Below are 21,525 nucleotides of genomic sequence, written 5' to 3'. Positions count from 1 at the left end.
ATTTATTCTAATAATTCCAATCTTCTGCCGGATAGAGCAACTGTGTCATCCCCATTGGCATAAGGATTCATTCAGATTAAAAAAATTGATTATTATAGCTTAATCATTTAATTCTTGTTAGCGCGGCAACGTTCGCTGCTCCAGACGCTTTAAGATAGTGAAGGTGCATTATCCTTCACTAAGCTTGTGAAGCGTGAGCGCAGAAGTGTAGAGATAAGGTTAATTATTTTTTAGCGCTTTTTTGGCAGTAAGATGGCACCTAAAGGAAGAACCTCTGAGTTTAAGCCTAAATCTAAATTTAGGGATAAATTCAAGAGCAATATTTTTTCCGGAATTTGTTCGAGCCACCTCTGTGAGATTATCAAAAAGTCAAATAAATAACTCAAAAAATACCGATGACTTCTGAAAGCGATATTCCATCTCTTGCCAGCCTAGAATATATCCCTTACCTCGACGAAACCGGACATTTACCAGAGAAATTTCAGGGAAAAATTGGCGTATACGCAATATTCGATCGAGAGAAAGTGTTGCAACTGATCAACTATTCCCGCGATATCAATCTCAGTCTCAAGCAACATTTGGTACGTCAACACGAACGCTGCTATTGGCTAAAAGCACACACGAGCGATCGCCCGAACCGTACCCTGCTAGAAAGCATTCGGAATGCCTGGATTGAAGAAAATGGTGCCGTCCCTCCCGGTAATGGTTCCGAACAAGCTGCATGGAACGATCCGATTGATGCAAAACGAGCCATGACCGCTGAGGAACAAACTAAATTGACAAGTCCAGCGATGGATGAAGTCGGGCAAGGGAAGCTGTTAAAAAATGTAGCAAGGCGCGTTGAAGAAGAAATTTTTCAACAGCTCAAAACTCGTGGGGTTCAAGAGGAACTCCGCTTTAATCCAAAGTTAAAAGAAAGTGGCTTACTAGACCTAAAGTAAGGACGCCATAATCGCAAGTCTTCTACAATCCTTGCACCAAGCAACCCCGACCGCCCTAACATCCCATGAATCCACACCTGTTGAACAATCGCTATCGCATTATCCAGACGCTGGGAAGTGGTGGATTTGGTAACACCTTTCTGGCAGAAGATACTCATATGCCGTCACGGCGTCGCTGCGTAATTAAACAGCTCAAGCCAATGGCAAACAATCCCCAGATGTTCCAGATGGCGCAAGATCGATTCCAACGGGAAGCGGCTATTTTAGAGGCGATGGGTGAAGGTAGCGATCAAATTCCCAAGTTGTACGCCTACTTTTCGGAAGCTGGGCAGTTTCACCTGGTGCAGGAATTGATTGAAGGGCAAACCCTGACCAAAAAGGTGCAAACTCAGGGGTTAGTGCCTGAAAGTCAAGTTAAGGAGATACTTGTCAGTCTGCTGCCCGTCTTGGATTATATCCACAGCAAGGGCATCATTCACCGGGATATCAAACCGGACAATATTATTATCCGGCAACGGGATGGGAAGCCGGTATTGATTGATTTTGGTGCCGTTAAGGAAAGTATGGGTGCGGCGGTGCATCCAGGGAATGCTCCCGCCTCGATTGTAATTGGCACGCCGGGATTTATGCCGCCGGAACAGGGAGTCGGGCAACCCGTCTTCGCCAGCGACATATATAGTTTGGCGCTGACGGCGATTTATCTACTCACGGGGAAACTACCGCAAGATTTACCAACCGATCCGCGAACGGGGGAGATTTTGTGGCATCAGTCCGCAGCGAATGTTAGTCCGGGTTTTGTTGCTGTCTTGGATAAGGCGATTCAGTCGCATCCGCGCGATCGCTATTCCACTTCCAGAGAAATGCTCGATGCTTTACAATCGGGTGCAACTCCAACGGTGGCTTCTGCTGGGGGTGCTGGAGTGTCTAATATGGCAACCGTTGCAGTGTCTCCGGGTGGTGGCAGGAACGTTTCGCCTGCGCCTGTCAATTCGCCGCATACCCCTCAAAACCCTGCGCCTGTAGTTGGTCAAGGACGGCGATGGAATCCTCTGCTAATCGGCATTGTGGGTGCAATTGTTTTGGTGGGCGCTATTGTCGGTCTTACCCAACTTTTCAAGAATTTTGGGCAACCGTCTTCCGTCACGTCATCTTCCCCATCAACATCACAACCAACCACCAGAGACACAGAACGAACCCCTGAAAGAAATCGTCCCCTGGAGACATCGCCTGAACCATCACCTGAAAATTCTCCCACAAGACAGGACGAGGCGACGCCGCCAGTTATTGCTGAATCTCCTAGTCCAAGATCGGAACGTTCACCCGAACCAGAACGGGCGCGTACTACAGAACCCGTGCCCGTTCAATCTGCAACACCAGAACCAGCGCGATCGCCCGAACCCGCACGAACTCCAGAACCTGCACCCATACCCGAAAACAATAACCCAAATCCAAATCGTCCAGTTTCGAGCGTTCCTACATTTCCCGTCGGTACATCAAGAAGCACTATACAAGCATCCCTCGGCACTCCAAACATAGATGTGAGTGGCGCTTGGAGAACCCGCGCTGTCGTCTATAACTTAGTGCCAAATCAGATCGATCTTGGCTACTTATTCGATCGAAATTCCGGTCGTCTTCGCCAAACTGAAGCCTCCTTTTACCCAACAGTAGATCCTCAAGTCATGGAGACTACTTTGGATGGATTATTAAAAGGTGGAGCCGATAATTACATTAAAGATGGACTCCAAAAAGTGCAACAGCGTCGCTTGAGTTCTTACCGTTTTACTCAAGGCTCTTTAAAAGGCATGATTGTCCGGCAAGATTGTGATGTTATTTACATCAGTATTTGGGAAGCAGATATGCACGATTACAATGTGTCTGCTGCTAGGAAATGTTAGTATTTTTATCGTCCGCTTTGGGACAATGCTAATAGTTGTAGTTTACAAACATTTGTTAGGTTTTGTCCCTCAGCCTCACCTACATGGGCTTCTAAATCGTGCTTTTCAGTCTACTATCTTAGTGAACTTTGGCTTAAAGTGTGCGGCTTCAATCGCTGGCGGATGAACGGGTTAGAAACTAAAATATATCCTTCCGCTTCTGTACCCAAAAAGTAACTGTTAAATAAACTGCCGCGTGCAGCAACAAAATACCCCAATTTAACCCTAAATTCTGCCACGTTGGCTCGTAAATAGGCGTTTTATCAAACGGCATCGGCGCAAGCGTACCATTCGGTAAAAAAATCGGATCGGGAACCATTGCATTGACATTGACTAAAGAACCATAACCGCCAATCGACCAGCGACTTAGCATCAACCAGGAAATTTTACTGGCAATTCCTTCCATCTTAAATAAAACGCCGGAAAAGATAATCTGAGGTAGTAAAAGTAAAGGTAAAGCACTATTCGCTTGACTGCTATTTTTGGCAAGAGATGAAACCAGTAAGCCTAAACTCATGCTAGTAACAAGCGTTAAAAAGGTATTGACTGCAAATCCTAAAGACCAAGGTATCAATTCAGGTTGCGGAGATTGGAAACCAATTAGAATTACTGCTGAAATTAGCAAGGTTTGCAATAAGGCCAGACCGGAAAGAACGAATATTTTTGAAGCGAGATAAGGAATTAACCCTAAATTTACCAATCTTTCTCGCAAGTAAATCGCAGATTCTTTCACAATTTCTTGCAAAGAACTGGAAAGTCCGACCCAAATCGCAGCGCAGGTAAATACAAATAATACTCGCAGCGCTAAAGGTGCAAGGGCAGGATCGGATTCGCTGCTAAGAACGAGAGGATTTTTTCCTCCAATTGCTAAGGGAATTAAGGCGATACCAATGGGAGAAGTTAGAAGAGATAAGGCGAGATAGATGCGATCGCGTCCGATCATCTTCAAGTAGCGCCCACTCAGCAAAGCTAATTGCTTCCAAGGCGAGATACTGGCTTTCTGGGGAGGTGAACCGGCGTTTTGTGGCGTATGACTGCCAGCACCGAGGGAACTCGCAATGTAATGTTGATAATCGGGCGATTGACGAAACTGATTCGCGTATTGTTGGACAATGGCTTCCGTTTCTTCTTCTTTCTCCTTATCCAGTTGCGTGTAAATATCGGCAAAGTTATCCGTTGTCACCCCAAAAAATTTCAGCGCGTCCTCCGGGATGCCATAGTAACAAAGTCGTCCGCCGCGACCGAGAAAAGCAACGCGATCGCACATTTTGATATTCGCCGTCGCATGAGTGACTAAAATAATCGTGCGTCCCTGATCCGCTAATCTCCGCAACATCTGCATCATCTTCTTATCCAAACCAGGGTCGAGTCCCGAAGTCGGTTCGTCTAAGAAAAACAGCTTTGGATCGGCTAAAAGTTCTACCCCAATGCTGACTCGCTTGCGCTGACCGCCGCTGAGATGTTTGATTAAGGCATCTTGGCGATCGGACATTTCAATATCAGTTAGAGTTTTTTGCACCACCTGTGACACATCCGTATCCGGCGGAAGTCGCAGCGCCGCCGCATAAGTCAGCACCTCTACCACCGTCAAATCTCGGTGCAAAATATCATCTTGGGGCACATAACCAATTTGCGTGCGGTACATATTAAAGTTTTTCTGCAAATTGTCGCCATTGAGATACACCGCACCTTTAGCCGTCTTCTCAATCCCCAATAAAGTCTTCAGCAACGTGGATTTACCCGTTCCGCTTCCCCCCACCAAAGCCACAAATTGCCCTGGTTCAATTGCCAGGGAAACGCCATCCAGACGCCCTTTGATGACCAGATTCTCAGCATCCAGACGAATTTGATTGCCCTGATCAAGTACCACCAGATTGTCGCCGCGTAGCACCAGGGTAAATGACCCAATGCGAATGGTTGTCCCCTGTGACAGGACAGCAGAACCCGTGACTCGTTGCCCGTTTATAAAAACGCCGTTGGTACTGCGATCTTGCAGGATGTAGCGCCCCTGAGAGTCCGTATCAATCGTGGCGTGACGCCGAGAAACGATGGGCGAATCTAACTGCATCGTGGCATTGGCGTCGCGTCCGATTTCCACCGACCGATTTTTCAGCGAGACGGGACGCGGTGGCGTCAGCATTTTGGCGCTGGAGGGATTGAAATACCTCAGCTGAATTAAATTCTGGGGATTTTGACCAATTTGAATTTCAATGCCATTTTCCAGGCGATAGCCTTCTGTGGGCGTAATCAATCGGTGATCTACAAACAACTTATTGGTACTGGGTTTGCGTCCATCGCCGTCATAAATGTAATAGTCATCCCCATCTCTATGTAAGACGGCTTGGCAAGCGGAGATGACGCGCCAATCATCTGGAACAATTAGATCGGCGAAAGCGCGATCGCGTCCCAGTATGTGTCGGTCTGCTGTCAGTTCCAAGGGTGGTAAAATCTGCCCCTGATTATTTAGCACCAAATAGGGATTGGTGCTGATAACAGTCCGCTGCCCTGGCTGGGTGGTCATTGCATTCTCTAAAAGTGGGTAACTTTTTTTAGGAAAATGAAACCTTTCCGAGGTTTCTCCTTCTTTATCCTTCTTTAACTATTGGTAAATTTTGCTGAAACTGCTAGAAATGTCCTGAATACCTGATGTTATCTTCTAAAGAAAACCTTACGCGGTGAAGGCCAATGATGCCAACGCTGTTGGACAATCGCTATCGCATAATTCAGACGCTGGGCGCTGGTGGGTTTGGCGAAACCTTTCTGGCAGAAGATATCCATATGCCTTCGGGTCGCCGGTGCGCGATCAAGCGACTCAAGCCGGTGACGAATAATCCCCAGTACCAGCTAATTAAAGATCGATTCCAACGCGAAGCCGCCATCTTAGAAGAGTTGGGCGAAGGCAATTACCAGATTCCCCGGCTGTATGCTTACTTTGCGGCTGGCGATCAGTTCTACCTAGTTCAGGAATGGATTGAGGGGGAAACGCTGGCTCAAATGGTGCAACAGCAGGGATCACTCAGCGAGAGTTCGGTGCGGGAAATTTTGGTAAATCTATTACCTGTCCTAGATTACGTGCATCACAAAGGGATTGTCCATCGAGATATTAAGCCAGCCAACGTGATTGTGCGAAAACGGGATACCAAACCCGTCTTAATTGATTTCGGGGCGGTGAAAGAAACGATGGGCACCATCATCAATTCTGAGGGGCGTACCATCAGCTCAATTGTAATTGGAACGCCTGGATTTATGCCTAGCGAGCAGGCAATCGGACGCCCACTTTTTTCGAGTGACTTGTATAGTTTGGGTTTGACGGCGATTTATCTACTGACCGGAAAACTCCCTCAATCCTTAAATATCGATCGTGACAGCGGCGAGATTCTGTGGCATCAGTACACTTTGAATGTTAGCGCCAGTTTGCTGGCGGTGCTGGATAAGGCGATTCAGTCTCATCCGAGCGATCGCTATACGAATGTCCAAGAAATGCTTCATGCTTTAGAAACTCCAGTCTCTCCAATTCCCCCCACAGTTCCTTACATTCCTCCGTCAGTCGTTTCTCCACCCCCAGAAAACACTTATCAGCCATCCACGGTGCCTTCTTACCCTCCTGAAGTTGCTTCTTTACAAACCGCTGCGGTGTCATCCTCCCAACCTGTTGCCACCAGAACTATCTCCGATTCAAGAGATTGGCAGAAGGCAGTAATTTTAGGCAGTGTAATTGGGGTAGCAATTCTGGGTGGTATTTTATTCACAACTGGAAAGTTACCAAGTTTTTTTGCTAACCGTTCTCCCAATATAGAAAACCCTCAGCAAGCTCAACAAGAAGCTGTCGCGTTAATTAATCGGTGGGTAAACAGTAAGCGAGAAATATTCGCTCCCCCCTTTAATCGTGAACTTGCTGCCGAACTGACCACGGGACAACTCTATGAGAATACCGTTAGTAAGGGCGGCTCAATGGCTTGGCTAGAGAATAACAATGCTTACTACCAATACGGCGTTCAAAAAGTCGGAGATGTTGAACAATTTATTGTGGATGGCGATCGCGCAACTATCGAAATCAGGGTAACTGAAGAACGTACTCTCTATAAAAACGGTAATATCGACCCCAACGAAACTGACTTCAAAACTCGACTGGTGCGATACACTTTGCAATCAGTAGACAGCAAATGGAAAATACTTGAATACAAAACGATCAGGGAAATTCAATAAATACCCGTGCAGTTGCTCTGTTCAAAATTATTTAAAACTGGAAATCAGGAAAACTTAAAAACCGTAAGGTGTAGCTCGTGGGTCAGCAACCACAACCAAAACCGCATAAACGTGCCCAACAAATTGCCAAATTTAAAGCCAGACGTGCAGCTCGTGCCCATCAAGTCAAGAGACGGGTGCGACGGCTGCGATTTGCGGCTTTAGCGATCGCCTCCGCTACAATCTTTACAACTTGTGGGTTAAGGTTAAATCGGTTGGTAACTCAGCGTCCAGCAGTCGTATCCGAGCAACTAAATTCTACCTTGCCGGTACTTCCCCCTTGGGCTAAAACTGCATTATTACCTCTTCCATCTCGCCTACCCGGACGTAATAGCTCACAACTTGTCTACAACGTCAAGACTCCGCCGAACTTTAAACAGAGCCAGGAGTTGGAAGAAATTGTTGATGAGGTTGTGAAATTGGCAACTGAGAAAGACTTACCCACAAAGCCTTTATCTATTACCTTAATCGATGTTAAAACGGGTGAAATTGCCGGATATAAACAAGATACCTTGAGATATCCTGCTAGCGTCATCAAAATGTTTTGGATGGTGGCTCTCTATGGCCAGATAGAAAATGGTATTTGGGCAGACGAAGGTGCATTTTCTCTATATCTGTCCAAAATGATCAAGGAGTCTGATAACGAGGCATCTAGCGTCATCCTTGACCTGTTAACCGATACGCAATCTAGACCGAAAATAGAAAATGATGAAGAGTTTAAAATATGGCTAGATAAGCGTCAACAAGTTAATCATTTTTTTAGAGAAGCAGGCTACAAAGACATTAATATTAGCCAAAAAACTTATCCAATCCCCTACCTAAGGCTTCCAGAGCCTCTAGAGATTGATTTGCAAATGCGAGGCGATCCCAAAGACCCCATTCGGAATAAGATAACAACCGATCAGGCAGCTAGACTCCTGTACGAAATGTGTGGAACTGGACAGGCTGTTTCCTCAACTGCCAGCGAAAAAATGTGCGGATGGCTGAGAAGAGATTTGCGTCCAGAAATGAGGACACTAGAGTCAAAAACCTGGGGTGACTTCAACCCCATCCAGGAATTTTTTGGCGAGGCTTTGTCTGATGTGGATATTGATTTTTACTCAAAGGCGGGTTGGACTTCTTTTTCGCGCCAAGAAGCGGCATTCGTCGCAACCAGAGATGGTAGCACCGTTTATATTTTGACAGTCTTTGGTGACGATGCCGCTTACGCCCAAAATAAGACAATTTTTCCCAAAATGTCTCGTTTAGTCTTCGATCGCATGGTCGCCCGGAATTCCCCCTAGGAACAAAAGAGGGATTAGATTACCTAAAAAATCACCTCAAAAAAAAAGGAGCCTTCTTTATCTCCTGAATCGTAATTCCTGTTTAGCTTCAGGAAATTACTTCATTTCTATTCGGTGATTTTTTGCTAAGTAGGCGGATGCAATTAAATTGAAGATTTTCGTAGATTTTCGTAGGTTAGTTGGAAAAACGCAAGGAAACCCCAAATCTGCATGAGTTACGCGATCGCTAACCCATCCTACAAATAATTAATCCCGCCTACTGAATGGCTAATGGCTCATTGAAAAAAGCCATTAGCCATTAGCCTTTTACTTAACTGCTACCTTCGCACCAGCTTCTTCCAACTGCTTCTTGATATCAGCAGCTTCTTCTTTGGCAGCGCCTTCTTTAACTGGCTTGGGAGTAGATTCTACCAAGTCCTTAGCTTCTTTCAGACCCAGACCCGTGATGGTGCGGACTACCTTAAGAATGGCAATCTTCTTATCAGCTGGGACATCTTCCAGAATCACGTCAAACGCAGTTTGCTCTTCAACTGGTTCCGCAGTAGCAGCAGCACCAGGAGCCGCCATCATCATCATTCCACCAGCAGGGGCAGCAGCACTAACGCCGAAAGCCTCTTCAATCTGCTTAACGAGTTCAGAAGCTTCCAGCAGAGTCAGTGATTTTAGTTGATCGAGAATTTGGTCAGTTGTAGCAGACATTTCAAAACTCCAGTAACGTTATTTTTGTTACAGCCTGCCTAGGCAGGCTTTGTTTGTGTAGCCGCGAATCCATTCTTTAGGCGTTTAGGTAGCTGCCTTCATCGGCAGACTTTGTACCTGTAACCGCCAATTTATTCCTCAGACGCTGAGGCAGTAGCAGTTGCATCGCTTTCGCCGTTGCCACCTTCTTGCTGCTGCTCGGAGACCGCTTGTAGTCCTCTTGCCAGCGAAGCTGGAACTTCGTTGATAGCCACAGCAATCTTGGTTGCCAAGCCATTGATAGCTCCAGCAATTTGCGCCATGAGTTGTTCCTTGGAAGGCAAATCTCCCAGCGCTTTGATGTCAGCTTGGCTCAAAGCTCGACCTTCCATTACACCACCACGAAGTTCTGTCTTCTTAGTGGCTTTTTGGAAGTCTTGGTAAGCCTTAATTGCGCCGCTCAAATCGTCCTTGACTAGCAAGAAAGCAGAAGAACCTTTAAGGAATTCTGACATCGGTTGCCAGTTGGAATCACCCTCAATGGCAATTCCCATCAGCTTGTTCTTGCTCACCTTGCAAACGGTGCCGCTGGGACGCAGCCGCCGCCGCAAGTCCATAATCTCCGAAACTGATAACCCCTGGTAATCGATGACGATTGCCAGCTGAGCTACATTTAAAGTTTCTTTGATTTCAGCGACCATCGCCCGTTTATCTTCCGGCGTTCTACCCATGTATCTTTCACCTCCTTTAGAAAATGCAGAATGCCAAACCTAAAAAAGCCCAATTAAAAACCCCAGCGGTTGAGCCGGGGTTACGCAATATCCCAAGGAACCCTTTTCAGAGTTCGCATTTTTGGTGCAGTTTCTGCCATGTTGCGTGTGGCGAGAAGATTGACCTTAATGCGGTAAAGTCGCAAACCTAGGCAGGAAATTAAGCCATCAGCTCCTGCTGTCTCCGGCGCGTGCTATTCAGTTAATTGGGCTGAAAACTTTAAATCTTGCTCCTGTTGTTTACTCAATCGATTGTTCCTGTAAGGGTGGGAAACCCTTGCCCCTACAGGGCTAAATCTTAGGCAGCTTCAGTCAGCTTTAGATCGCGCAGGGCGTTGATGTCAATTTCAATCGATGGCCCCATTGTCGCAGATATGTACACTGTGCGCCAGTAGCGACCCTTGGCTCCAGAAGGACGGTTACGGTCAATCGTTTCCTGTAACGCCTTAAGATTCACAAGCAAGTCTTGAGTTGGGAAGGCAGCTTTGCCAAACAAAACGTGGACGATCCCAGTACGGTCAGCTCTGAATTCTAACTTACCAGCTTTAAATTCAGCGATCGCCTGCACTAGATCGAACGTCACCGTCCCACCTTTGGGATTGGGCATCAAGCCACGGGGACCGAGCAAACGTCCCAGTTTTGCCACCTGGGGCATCATATCCGGTGTCGCCAGCAGCAGGTCAAAATCCATCATGCCTTTTTGGATTTGGTCAATCAGCTCTTCGGAACCGGCAATATCAGCACCGGCATTGCTGGCTTCTTGGACCTTTTCCCCTCTGGCGATTACGGCAACTCGAATTGTCTGTCCAGTTCCTTTGGGCAAAGCAACGGTTGTTCGCAGCTGTTGGTCGGTATATTTGGGATCGATTCCCAGGCGGATATGCGCCTCAGCAGATTCAGGAAACTTGGCAGTGGCTGTCTCTTTTAAAAGGTTGAGAGCCTCTGTGGGTTCGTAGGGTCGATCTTCGACTTTCTTTTGCAGCTCTTGGAGCCTACGGGATACTTTCTTTGCCATATTTTTCTCCTGGGGTCACTAACGAGATGTTACCTCTCCCCCGATTGGGTTTACGTTGCCAGCTTTCCGCGTGCTTGCAATTAGCGAATCAAAGAATCGCTATTCGTTAATAGTAACGCCCATATTCCGGGCAGTTCCTTCCACAATTTTCATTGCCGCATCAATGTCGTTGGCATTGAGATCCGGCATTTTAGTTTGAGCAATTTCTTGCAACTGTGCCTTTGAAATTGACGCCACTTTTTTCCGGTTTGGTTCGTTGGAGCCTCGCTCAATGCCAGCTGCCTTACGAATCAGAACGGATGCCGGTGGTGTCTTCAGAACAAAGGTAAAACTGCGGTCTTCATAGACTGAGATTTCTGCCGGAATTACCATCCCAGCTTGATCCGCTGTTTTGGCGTTGTATTCTTTACAGAACGCCATGATATTGACCCCGTGCTGACCGAGCGCTGGTCCCACTGGCGGGGCAGGGTTAGCTTTGCCCGCATTAAGAGCTAGCTTGATGATTGCAACAACTTTCTTTGCCATCTTAACTATTTAGCTTTGTTTCTGAACCTGATTAAACTCCAATTCTACCGGCGTATTGCGTCCAAAAATGGATAGTGACGCCTTCAGCTTGCTTCTTTCTGGGCTGACTTCAATGACCTCGCCTTCAAAATCTTTAAACGCACCAGAAAGGACAATAATTTTATCTCCTGTAGCCAGATGAGTTTTCACTACTGGCTCTTGCTCGGTAGCTTGTTTAAAGATACGTTCGACTTCTGAAAAACTCAGCGGCAAGGGTTTAACGTGTCCGCGTCCCCGTCCGTAACGGCGTTTCTGTTCTGCACCGACAAAGTTAATCACGTTTGGGGTGTTCTTGACAACCTGCCAAGCTTCATCGTCCATCTCCAATTCACCATCTGCCCCAGGAGTTAGCCGCATCCGGACTAGCACGTAGCCGGGAAAGACTTTTTCTTCCGACTCCTTGCGAGTGCCATCTTTGAGCATTTTCAGGGTGCGAGTTTGAGGAATTTCCACCTGGAGAATGCGATCGCGAACATCAAGAGTTTGAATCCGCTGTTCTAAGTTTGTCTTGACACGTTTTTCACATCCAGATGCCACCTGAACAGCGTACCACCGGGATTTTACCGAGCCATCTGACGTGTCTTCGAGTTGATTGAAATCCTGTGGATTGTCGGTTGCAAAACTCATCCGAACACCTGCTTTGCTGCCCAAGCAAAGAAACCATCAACCAGATAAATTAAAACTGCCGAAAGAGTTACCATTAACAGCACAGCAGCAGATTCGCTGAGCAATTGCTGCCGACTGGGCCAGACGACTTTATTCAGTTCGTCTTTGGTTTCCTGAAAAAAGGTTGATATATTAAACCCAGTTGTTTTTGCTTCGCTCTCGGCTTCGTTTTTCTTTGCCACAATATCTCTCCCGTTAATACAGCTCTTGAGCAGTTCATTTCTACCGCTTTTAGCTGTGTACAGCCTAATGTGCTGCCAATCTACGCAAATACCGATGCAATCGTTGGGTTTAGCACCTGACTTAGGCAATACTGATGAACCACCTACACAACACAAGTCTACCCGAAAGTAAACGTTTTTGAGGCTGACTATGCAACCACAGGAATGCTTTCGGGCAGAGCTTTGATGCCTAAGTTCTGAGTCCCTATATGCTTTCACTCAGTTGGCGCTGTTGCGCTACTTCGCGAACACTCGTCAGTTCTCAGTCCTGTTTTGTGATGAGAGCGCGCCCTGGAGGACTTGAACCCCCGACATCAGGTTTTGGAGACCTGCGTTCTACCAACTGAACTAAGAGCGCACAGGTGGATTTGAGAGCGAGAGGCTGAACTTTTCTCTATTTAAGTTTAACCCCTAGCGGCGTCAATCGGGAATAGCCTTGTCCAAATTGGACTACAGGCTACGGTCAAAGCGTTGTTTAACGCGAGTGGCTTTCCCAACGCGATCGCGCAGATAGTATAGTTTAGCACGACGCACCTTACCCCGCCGAATAATCTTGATGCTTTCAACTCGGGGAGAGTGGAGCAGAAATACCCGCTCAACGCCTACTCCCTGAAATACCCGCCGCACGGTAATCGTACAGTTAATGCTGCTACCGCCCTTGGCAATAACGACGCCTTCATAGGGCTGCGTCCGTTCTTTACCGCCTTCCTGGATAATTACCCCAACCTTAACGGTGTCGCCCACATGGATAATGGGCAACTCTTTTTTCAGATGCTCCGCTTCAATCGAGCGGATGATTTCCTGAGCGTTCATTGGTTTCGCCAAAAAGTCACAGCCTTTAATCTTATATCAAGAGCTAGGTATACGTCTACCGGGAATCTCTGAATTTTCCCAAATTTTTACTTTTGTAGGCGATATAGTGCTAGGGGAATTCAGGATTGGAAGTTCTAGATTCTCACTCTCCAATCCCAAAAACTTCATTGTTAAGTCTTCATAGTCAAGTAGGGTAAGCAGTCCCTACTTGACTAACATTCTGGTTCAGAAAGGATTAGCCTCTTGCCGATTCGGGCAATATCTAACGCTGAAACTTACGGCTTGATGGTATCCACTGCTGCTTGAACTTTGGCTACAACAGGCTGGGGAAGAGGCACGTATCCTAGCTCTTCACTGTACTTTTGTCCTTCGTTTAACGACCACTTCAAGACATCCTTGAGGGCTTTTGCCTCGTCAGGATTCTCATAAGTTTTGTAAGCCATGACCCAGGTATAGGTGACAATTGGGTAAGAATTCTCGCCGGTTGGGTCGGTGATAGAAACTTGCAAGTCTGCGGGCAGAGTCACTGCGGCTAGCGTGTTAGCCGCGCTTTCGCTGGAGGGTTCAATAAACTTGCCCGCTTTATTTTCCAGCGCCGCTACAGGGATATTTTGTTGCTTGGCGTAGCCGTACTCGACATAACCGATGGCACCATCACTTTGCAGGAGTTGAGCGGTGACGCCTTCGTTGCCTTTGGCACCCACGCCGACAGGCCAGTTGACAGTTTTACCGTCGCCAGGACCACTTTTCCATGCCGGACTAATCGCACTCAGATGTTTGGTGAAGACTGCTGTAGTACCGCTACCATCGGAGCGATGGATAACAGTAATCTCCCTGTCTGGTAAATTCAGCCCAGGATTGGCTTGGGTAATTCTGGGATCGTTCCACTTCTTGATTTTGCCCAAGAAGATATCGGTGTAAACTGCACGCGGTAGCTTGAGACCTTTGACATCGGGCAAGTTGTAGGCTAGAACAATGCTGCCTGCTGTCATGGGTAATAACACAGCACCCTTGCCAACCTTGGTGATTTCCTCCTGTTTCATCCCCGTATCGCTGGCACCAAAGTCCACCGTTCCCTGGGTGAACTGTTCCACACCAGCGCCGCTACCAACTGATTGATAGCTGACTTGGACGTTGGGATTTTGCTTGTTGTACTCCGAGAACCACCGCTGATACAAGGGAGCTGGAAAACTGGCACCGGCACCAGTTAAGGAGACGTTGCCACCGCCACCACCGTTTGCTGCGGCAGGAGTGGCGCTACCAGGGGTTCCTGCCGTTGGACTGGTGGAAGGAGTTGTGTTTGGCGACTGACAGGCAGTCACGCTGAGTGAGAGGGCAATAAAGGGAACGAGAAAAGCCCGTCGTGTTGAATGCATTGGAGAAAACATACTGAATCTTTGAGTCTTTAAAAAGCTGACGCTGAAGAATTGTCAAAAATGCTAGGTGCATGTTCTTTCCTGGCGGTTATTGTCGTTTTATTTACTGCCAGGAAGTAGAAATGAACTAGAGCAGATGAAAACCAACTCTACAAGATAGCGTATTTACAAAATTAAAATGCTACCCCTGCCGATCTTTATGCTAGTTCTGTAAGTTTAGGTAAAGGTAAGGCTTTGGTAATCTACAGGTTAAGCAAAGATGATGATTGCCAGCAGGGAAGCGCAGATCGAAGCAGTTTCGGAGGCTTGGATCTGCACAAGAAAGTGCGATCGCTTAAGTTTCAGATAGGAGCGATCGCACACAGCATTTTTATTCGCGTAAATCTACCGTTTGTTGGGTCAGAGACGAGCGGGCGAGGAATCCCCCGCCCCTACCCGAAACGCAGGTGCTTAGAACTTAAAGGTTGTTCGCAGCGTTCCTACGTAGAGTGTGTCGTTATTGTCGTTGTGTTCCGGATTGAGAATCACCAACAACCCTGGGGTGAGTTCAATGTTGTCAGTCAGCCGATAGCGATACAGAGCCTCTACATGATATGAGGTGTCCCGATCTTCACGGGCGTTGCCAGTACCGTAGTCATTGCTAGTAACTTTAGGCGGCATCCCAAAAATAAAACCAAGTAGGTTCCCTTTTTTGCCCAAATCGGGGAAGGCTAAGCTTACAGCCCAGTTCCAAATATCCGCATTATCTCCTCTTGTTACCTGTGCCAAGTTGTTACCGAATTCAGCGGTAGCGACTGAATAACCTGCCCAGCCTGAGAGGGTAATGGCAGAACCAAGCCGGAAGCTTGCATTCAGCCCGTAGTGATTGCCTGAAGTCGCATTGTTCTCGAAGGGTCGATTGGCAAAACTACTGCCCGTACCCGACATGAAGCTGACATTTTTTTCTTGGTTTTCATAAGTATGGGCGTAAACCAAACCCACATTAAGGGCGTCAGTAGGACGGAAAACCAGTTGAGCTAGACCGGCATAGGCACCGCTGAATTCCCCGGAACCGTTGGAAGGATCGAAGCCTCGAGGGGCTAGATAACCTAAAGATAGGTTTAATGCTTTGCTAAAGTTGTAGGTCGCAGTCAACCCAGTCCCCTCAGAACCTAGTCGGTAGATGGGGTTGAAACGCCCAAATCGTGAGATAGAGCCACTTCCACTACTCTCGAAATTGGGGTTGAAGGTGTAGACGTTGTCATTGAATTCAACGTTGGCGGCATCAATTTGGATTAAGAGCTTATCACCTAGGGGAAAACGATAGTAAAAGTCGTCAATTAGGACATCATTCTGGCTATCGCCGTCAAATCCCAAACGGGTCATGTTGGTTCCGGTTACACCTGTACCAAATGAGACGATGTTTCTAGCTTGCAGACGGGTTCTCAGGCGGTCTTTGCCAGTGAAGCTAGTGTCAAAATTCAGACGAGCACGGTCAGCAAAAATGAGGTTAGCGTCTATGTCGCCCCCGCCAGCCCTTTCTTCACCAAAAACGTCAGCAAGCGCAAAGATAACTTCGCCAGTCAGCTTAGTCGTTGTAGAGAATTGATGGCTTTCCAGAAATGCCGTGCGACCTTCTAAGTTATCTACTCGCGTTCTTAAGGTGGCTAATTCTGCCCCAAATTCATCAATTAGCCGCTGTAGCGTCGCTAAATCTTCTTTAGTGACAAAGTCAGCCGAACTTGCCGCAATCAGTTTTTCGATTTGCAGCAAACAGGCGTTCATCCCGGCGGCAAATTCATAACGCGACAGTGCCCGGTTGCCGCGAAAGGTACCATCGGGATACCCAGCGATACAACCATAGCGCTCCACCAGGCTTCGCAGTGCTTCGTAAGCCCAATCCGTCGGTTCTACGTCTTGCAACTGCGACACGTTGGTGACTTGATCCATTGAGTCGGTCGTCCCGACTTCATTGGTGTATTGGTCGATTTGTTCTAAATCGGTGTTTTGGCTCGTGGGGACAGCATCAGCAGTGGGTTGCGCGATCGCGTTATCTGCTAAAACTGGTTTCGGACTCACTAATTCAGCTTCAGCAACCGGCGTTTCTTGGGCAGACGTGCCGTTGGTGAAAACTGGAATAGAACTAATTTCTGGTTGAACAGCCAGTTCTTGAACAGGTGTCTGCTGCGCTTGCTGGGATTGGTCGGCTGGTTTTAATAAATCAGTCACCTGGTTAGTGGCAGCTATCGGTTCGCTCGCCATTTGAGTGTCAGGCGTCTGTGCGGCAAGCGTGCTACTGCAAACTAATAAGGATGCACCTAGGATCGCTGGCCCTAATTTTAGAGTATTCCACAAAATTTTAGACATCTAATCTCCTCACACCTAACTGAACTCAAGGGAAACAATCCCGGATTAACGGAACGCTATAGGGAGTCTTCTTGAGAAACTCCATCATTATTAAACATGAAACACTGCCAACTCAAGCTCAACATTGTCTTGTAGGCGACATAATTTCCTCTAATGCTAGTTGTGTCAGTTTAGGGATAGGTAAGGATTTGGTAATCTACAGGTTAAGCAATCCTGACAATCCGCTAGCTAGGAACCCAACAAATAAAGCCGATTTAGAGGCTTTCAAGTTGCGCTCCGAATCGGCAAGAGCAAAGTTGGCGATTAAGCGATTAGATTAGTTTATATGATTAGTTGTCAGTTGTGACTATCGATCCTCACCCTGACCGCTAATTAAAAGGTAAACGTTGTTCTAATCGTACCAATAATGATGTCATCATCATCTCTGTTTTGGTTAGGAGATGTCAGCCAGATAATGCCCGGAGTAATTGAGATGTTATTTATCATCTGATACTTATAGAAACCTTCAATGTGATAGGCAAAATCACGCTCGAAGTTTTCTGGGCCTGGAACATTTAGACCTCTGAGAGTTGGTTCGGCCCCAGCGATAATGCCAAGCAAATTGCCTTTTTTGCCAAAATCCGGTAAAGCAAGACCAAGGGCAAAGTTCCAAATGTCGGCAGCGCCTAAGCCAATCAAACGAGCGTCAGTTTTGCCCACCCAGCCATTTAGAACAAATTGAGGGGTTAATTGGAAGGAAGCCTCTAACCCGTAAGAGTTGCTCGAAACGGGTCTGCTCAACTGAGCTTGGGTTAGACCACCTGTAGTCGCAGCAGCTAGCGTTGCTGGATTCAAATTGGCAAGACCAGTGCCAGTACCACCCATAGCAAAGCGGGGAGCATTATTGCCGCCATTATCATAGGCGTGAATGTAAGTGAATCCAACCTTAAATCGGTTAGTCTCAAAAACTAACTGTGCCAAACCTGAGTAGTTACCGTTAAAAACCCCGTTGTCATCTTCGGGATTGTTGGCTGTGTTGGAGAGATAACCTAAGTCCAACTTCAGAGCGTTGCTAATCTTGTAGTTCAAGCCGACACCAGCACCCAAAGGTCCAATCCGATAAATGGGGTTGCGTTCGGCAAAGCGGGATAGGGCATTATTGCCACCGCCATTGCCTTCAAAATACGGGTCAACCGTGTCAGCGTAATAGTGATGCAGTCCATTAGCAGCAGTGAGGGTAACAGTTATATCACTTCTCAATAAGAGGGAAATACAGCGATAGGGGTCTACAGGTAGCTAGCTGTAGACCCTTATCGCGAACTGTATAGAACGCAAGTAAAAAATGCTATATGAGTGCAAGTTTACTTTTAAATCAGTATGGGCACTGCCGTGCCGTGACTGTAGCCTTTAAGACCGGGTTCCCGTGACAATGTAGGCAACTCGTTGACCAATATTGGTGGCGTGGTCTGCCATTCGTTCCAAATGCCGAATGATCAACCCCATCAACAGAATCGGTTCAACCACCCCTTTGATATCCCGCTGAAAGGCTAAGGTTTGATAAACCGTTTCGTAAGCGCTATCCACGGCATCGTCTTGCTGCTTGACAGCTTTCCCGGCGGCTGCGTCCAAATCTGCCAGCGCGACTAAACTCGACGCCAGCATGGCTTGAGCATGATGGGACATTACCTCAATCTGCGGTAGGCAAGAATGAGGCGGGTAAGGAAAGAGTTTAATCGCAATTTCTGCTAGGTCTTTGGCGTAATCACCAATGCGTTCTAAGTCTCGCACCAGCTGCATACAAGCACTGAGTAAACGTAAATCCTGTGCAACCGGAGCTTCCAGGGTCATTAAAGTTGCACAATCTAGCTCGATTTGGCGATAAAATCGGTCAATTTGTTTATCCAATAAGGGAATTTCCCTAGCGGCTGCCAGGTTACGGGAAAATAAGGCTTGATGCGAGAGGCGAAAGGAGTTTTCTACTAAGGCTCCCATTCGCAAAACATCCCTTAATAAGCCCCTAGTTCTGCGATCGAAGTGTATCCGTTCCGTATGCACGTGTTTAGAGGAAAGCATTCACCTCTGCTGGTAGAAAAACAAAACGACTGTACTCTCTAAGATGGCTTAAATTTGTTGATTTGGCTGTATGCATATAGACTAAATGAAAACCTATCGTAGGATAGATGTAATTTTTATGAGCTAATTTTGGAAGGCACAGTTAATAACTTAACGATCCGAGTTCAGGGGCTGAAACCCTTGAAAAATCATTTAGCCGAATCATACTTTGGTTATCTTAGTGTTTCAGAATCCTTTTAGATTGTGGGTTCTGTCTGACTAGCATGATTGGTTAATACTAATTTTCTTAAATTGTGCAAAAACTTGAAAATAAATATCGAAATTGCAACGACGGCTAACCTTAAATTTCAAGCGGGGATTGAAAGGAAGGTAATTCAATTTGCAGCCATGCGCCGCCGGTTTCTGGATGATTCTTCGCTTTGACGGAGCCGCCATGAGCGATGACAATTTGCCGCACAATCGCTAAGCCTAAACCGCTGCCAGTCGTTACCACAACTGACAATTCTTCAGAAGTTCCAGAGGAGTTGTGCTGACGCCGCCTGGAGGGATCTCCTCGGTAGAGCCGCTCAAAAACATGGGGTAAATCGAACTCAGGGAACCCAATCCCTGAATCAATAATATTGATCTGAACCAAGTTAGGGATATCCTTATTCGGAATAAGATTTACTTCAACACGGATAGCTCCTTCAAGGGGACTGTATTTAATGCTGTTGTCGAGTAAGTTGAGAAATACTTGGGTGAGACGAGATGCGTCGGCTTTGATGAGTAAGGTGTCGGAACCAGAATAGCTGAAGCTGAGTTGCTTTTGTCGTGCTAAAGGCTCTATTGTTTCCCAGGCAGAGTGAATTAAGCTTCGCAGTTCTACTAATTTTAGGGTGAGGTGTTTGCTGGGATCTTGCTCTAAGTGGCTTAGTTCTAGCCAGTCTTGAACTAGGTTCATTAGTCTGTTGACTTCTGGCAGGAGGCGGTCAATTAATGAGCGCTCTTTTGTAGACTGCAAGCGTTTTTGCAAGGTTTCCGTTACCAAACGGATGGAGGTGAGGGGGGTTCTGAGTTCGTGGGCTAAATCAGAAACCCAGCGATCGCGCGATTGGGAAAGTTCGATTAAAGGTTGGCGATTTTCTAGAAAAACACCTACTTGTCCGTAGGCTAAGGGCAAGCTAGATGCGCGTAAAGTAAGCGATCGCATCTCCCCAATTACCGCTGCATCCGAACAATCTGGGTGAAATACCCACTCTTGATCACAAGGCTTTTGCTGGTGTCGAGTTTGCTCAATTAGCTGATCGAGTTCATAGGATCGCACTAACTCCAGCAGCAAACGCACCTGTCCTGGTTCCCATCGATGAAGCTCTAATAAAATGCGGGCTTGCTCGTTGCACCAAATCAACTGGTTTTCTTCATCCACCTCCAGATAGCCGATGGGTGCCACTTGCAGAATCTCTTGATTCATTTGCAACTGCGTCTTTAGCTGAAGAGACTGCTGATTTGCCAAAGCAATTCCACTGCGTAGCTGCGAAACCAGCGGTAAAGATACCCCAATGACACTTGAAGGTAGCAACCCAAGAATTTGCTCTAACTGGCGGTAAAGCTTGTTTCGCCGCCAGATCCAAAACCCAACTCCTAAAGTTAGCCCCACAAAAAATGCGATGAGGGTCATTTAAGCTATCAGTTAAAAATACAAAGTTAGTAGAGGTGGGTGCCAATAAACGTAAGGTGATGGGAATGGTTGGGGGGAGTGATTCATAAAAACAGCGCCTCTCAACCATCGACCGCTACCAGCCATGTTTAGTTGTGCCCCTCTACTGATGAAGAAGGAAGGTTGAAAATTCACTCTTCCTTCTTCATATTGCATCTTTTAGCCGAACCGATAACCAAACCCACGTACCGTAATTACGTATTCTGGTTGGCTAGGATCGCGTTCTAATTTTTCTCGCAACCAGCGAATGTGAACATCTACTGTTTTACTGTCCCCCACAAAATCTGGACCCCACACCTGATCGATCAGCTGCTCCCGCGACCAAACTCGACGCGGATAACTCATAAATAAGTCCAGTAAGCGAAATTCTTTAGGTGATAGGTTAACTTGCTCGCCCCGAACAATCACGCGACACTCTTGGGGATAAAGCGTCACATCCTTGAATTGCAGCACTGGCGCTTGGGGCAATCCGCCAAGTCGTTGGCGTCGCAATAAGGCACGACAACGGGCAATTAACTCCCGCATACTAAATGGCTTGGTTAAATAGTCATCGGCTCCCACTTCTAGACCTAAAACTCGGTCAGTTTCAGTTGCTTTAGCACTGAGAATCAAAATCGGGACTGGATTTCCTTGATACCGTAACAAGCGACAAAGATCCAAGCCATTGACCTGAGGAAGCATTAAATCGAGAATAATCAGGTCAAAGGGGAAATCTACCGTAGCAGGGGTCTCACCCTGAAGAAATGTCAAAGCGGTACGCCCATCGGCGGCTGTTACCACCTCGAAACCTTCCTCTTCTAGAGCCAAAACTATCATTTCCCGGATGAGATCCTCATCTTCAACAATTAGGATCTGGCTCGTTCGCCCTAATTCTGGACTAGATGGGTTCTTCGGGAGGTCGAGGGAAAGCATAATTGGGGAACTT

Annotated in this window: 18 protein-coding genes, 1 tRNA gene and 1 other annotated feature; of the genes, 4 read left to right on the top strand and 15 right to left on the bottom strand. The window is 46.9% G+C overall.

Annotation, left to right across the window (positions count from 1 at the left end):
* Positions 1 to 395 precede the first annotated feature (395 nt).
* Positions 396 to 941 carry a GIY-YIG nuclease family protein gene (locus NDA06_RS11105; RefSeq protein WP_190426747.1) on the top strand — a complete coding sequence of 182 codons (546 nt, stop codon included), beginning with the start codon at positions 396 to 398 and terminating at the stop codon, positions 939 to 941.
* 65 nt (positions 942 to 1,006) lie between these two features.
* A complete protein-coding gene (locus NDA06_RS11100) occupies positions 1,007 to 2,836 on the top strand; it encodes a protein kinase (protein ID WP_190985313.1) in 1,830 nt (609 codons plus the stop codon).
* 178 nt (positions 2,837 to 3,014) lie between these two features.
* On the opposite strand, the gene NDA06_RS11095 is transcribed toward NDA06_RS11100, so the two are convergent.
* Complete coding sequence (locus NDA06_RS11095) at positions 3,015 to 5,396, bottom strand: ATP-binding cassette domain-containing protein (RefSeq protein WP_190985314.1); 2,382 nt, start codon at positions 5,394 to 5,396, stop codon at positions 3,015 to 3,017.
* A 167-nt stretch (positions 5,397 to 5,563) separates the two neighbouring features.
* On the opposite strand from NDA06_RS11095, the gene NDA06_RS11090 reads away from it, so the two are divergent.
* Together NDA06_RS11090 and NDA06_RS11085 are read left to right on the top strand one after the other, a co-directional pair.
* Positions 5,564 to 7,081, top strand: coding sequence for an IMS domain-containing protein (locus NDA06_RS11090; protein ID WP_190985325.1), 1,518 nt, complete (start codon positions 5,564 to 5,566; stop codon positions 7,079 to 7,081).
* A gap of 77 nt (positions 7,082 to 7,158) precedes the next feature.
* Positions 7,159 to 8,403 carry a serine hydrolase gene (locus NDA06_RS11085; RefSeq protein WP_190985315.1) on the top strand — a complete coding sequence of 415 codons (1,245 nt, stop codon included), beginning with the start codon at positions 7,159 to 7,161 and terminating at the stop codon, positions 8,401 to 8,403.
* A 306-nt stretch (positions 8,404 to 8,709) separates the two neighbouring features.
* Here NDA06_RS11085 and rplL read toward each other — a convergent pair whose 3' ends face one another.
* The 14 genes from rplL to NDA06_RS11015 form a co-directional block, all read right to left on the bottom strand.
* Complete coding sequence (gene rplL / locus NDA06_RS11080; protein WP_190985316.1) at positions 8,710 to 9,102, bottom strand: 50S ribosomal protein L7/L12; 393 nt, start codon at positions 9,100 to 9,102, stop codon at positions 8,710 to 8,712.
* Positions 9,103 to 9,233: 131 nt separating this feature from the next.
* Entirely contained in the window at positions 9,234 to 9,812 is a 579-nt protein-coding gene (gene rplJ, locus NDA06_RS11075; RefSeq protein WP_190415193.1) for a 50S ribosomal protein L10, read from the bottom strand.
* Positions 9,813 to 9,857: 45 nt separating this feature from the next.
* Positions 9,858 to 10,057: a sequence feature (ribosomal protein L10 leader region), on the bottom strand.
* 92 nt (positions 10,058 to 10,149) lie between these two features.
* Positions 10,150 to 10,866, bottom strand: coding sequence for a 50S ribosomal protein L1 (gene rplA, locus NDA06_RS11070; RefSeq protein WP_190415194.1), 717 nt, complete (start codon positions 10,864 to 10,866; stop codon positions 10,150 to 10,152).
* Positions 10,867 to 10,965: 99 nt separating this feature from the next.
* Positions 10,966 to 11,391 carry a 50S ribosomal protein L11 gene (gene rplK / locus NDA06_RS11065; RefSeq protein WP_190415195.1) on the bottom strand — a complete coding sequence of 142 codons (426 nt, stop codon included), beginning with the start codon at positions 11,389 to 11,391 and terminating at the stop codon, positions 10,966 to 10,968.
* A 9-nt stretch (positions 11,392 to 11,400) separates the two neighbouring features.
* A complete protein-coding gene (gene nusG / locus NDA06_RS11060) occupies positions 11,401 to 12,057 on the bottom strand; it encodes a transcription termination/antitermination protein NusG (RefSeq protein WP_190415196.1) in 657 nt (218 codons plus the stop codon).
* Positions 12,054 to 12,278: a preprotein translocase subunit SecE gene (gene secE, locus NDA06_RS11055; RefSeq protein ID WP_190415197.1), complete on the bottom strand. Its 225-nt coding sequence runs from the start codon at positions 12,276 to 12,278 to the stop codon at positions 12,054 to 12,056. Before secE ends, nusG begins: the two co-directional genes overlap by 4 nt.
* 324 nt (positions 12,279 to 12,602) lie before the next feature.
* A tRNA-Trp gene (locus NDA06_RS11050) sits at positions 12,603 to 12,675 on the bottom strand.
* A gap of 92 nt (positions 12,676 to 12,767) precedes the next feature.
* A complete protein-coding gene (gene rplS, locus NDA06_RS11045) occupies positions 12,768 to 13,130 on the bottom strand; it encodes a 50S ribosomal protein L19 (protein ID WP_190415198.1) in 363 nt (120 codons plus the stop codon).
* A 275-nt stretch (positions 13,131 to 13,405) separates the two neighbouring features.
* The gene (pstS, locus tag NDA06_RS11040) at positions 13,406 to 14,506 is read right to left on the bottom strand and encodes a phosphate ABC transporter substrate-binding protein PstS (protein WP_242047400.1); all 1,101 of its coding nucleotides are present in this window, start codon (positions 14,504 to 14,506) and stop codon (positions 13,406 to 13,408) included.
* A 450-nt stretch (positions 14,507 to 14,956) separates the two neighbouring features.
* The gene (locus NDA06_RS11035; protein WP_190985318.1) at positions 14,957 to 16,852 is read right to left on the bottom strand and encodes an iron uptake porin; all 1,896 of its coding nucleotides are present in this window, start codon (positions 16,850 to 16,852) and stop codon (positions 14,957 to 14,959) included.
* 372 nt (positions 16,853 to 17,224) lie between these two features.
* On the bottom strand, positions 17,225 to 18,091 hold the full coding sequence (locus NDA06_RS11030; protein WP_199324033.1) for an iron uptake porin: 867 nt from the start codon (positions 18,089 to 18,091) through the stop codon (positions 17,225 to 17,227).
* A gap of 147 nt (positions 18,092 to 18,238) precedes the next feature.
* Positions 18,239 to 18,904, bottom strand: coding sequence for a phosphate signaling complex protein PhoU (phoU, locus tag NDA06_RS11025; RefSeq protein WP_190415204.1), 666 nt, complete (start codon positions 18,902 to 18,904; stop codon positions 18,239 to 18,241).
* Between the two features lie 340 nt (positions 18,905 to 19,244).
* Complete coding sequence (locus NDA06_RS11020) at positions 19,245 to 20,561, bottom strand: ATP-binding protein (RefSeq protein ID WP_190985319.1); 1,317 nt, start codon at positions 20,559 to 20,561, stop codon at positions 19,245 to 19,247.
* Between the two features lie 198 nt (positions 20,562 to 20,759).
* Positions 20,760 to 21,512: a response regulator transcription factor gene (locus NDA06_RS11015; protein WP_190415208.1), complete on the bottom strand. Its 753-nt coding sequence runs from the start codon at positions 21,510 to 21,512 to the stop codon at positions 20,760 to 20,762.
* Positions 21,513 to 21,525: the final 13 nt, after the last annotated feature.

The organism is Trichocoleus sp. ST-U1 (assembly GCF_039961835.1).
Classification (GTDB): Bacteria; Cyanobacteriota; Cyanobacteriia; order Cyanobacteriales; family FACHB-T130; genus FACHB-T130.
The sequence above is the reverse complement of the archived record's forward strand: the minus strand, read 5'-3'. Positions and strand labels throughout refer to the sequence as shown.